This window comes from uncultured Shewanella sp., from assembly GCF_947495455.1.
In the GTDB taxonomy this organism is placed as follows: domain Bacteria; phylum Pseudomonadota; class Gammaproteobacteria; order Enterobacterales; family Shewanellaceae; genus Shewanella.
This window is the reverse complement of record NZ_CANLZC010000322.1, coordinates 1-213: the sequence shown is the minus strand read 5'-3', so window position 1 is coordinate 213 and position 213 is coordinate 1. Positions and strand designations below refer to the sequence as shown.

Here is a 213-nt window from a genome sequence, read left to right as displayed (position 1 = left end):
TTATCTCTTCAGTGGAATTACGCGTTGAGCTTGTTTGAAGAAAATCGAATAGTGGACTTTGCGAATAAGTATCAAAGGGCGTTATTGGCCATACTCGTGTCTGAGAAAAGATTAGGTGAGGTCTCATTATTATCCGATGATGAACGCCACACCTTGCTGCATGAATGGAATCAAACTGACACGCCTTACCCGCAAGATAAAACGCTGCAGCAG

1 protein-coding gene is annotated in these 213 nt (G+C 43.2%); it reads left to right on the top strand.

Going from position 1 to position 213, the window contains the following annotated elements; genetic code table 11:
• Positions 1–24 precede the first annotated feature (24 nt).
• Positions 25–213 (top strand): hypothetical protein (locus tag Q0791_RS25250; RefSeq protein WP_299011986.1); only part of this gene is annotated, 189 nt, incomplete at its 3' end.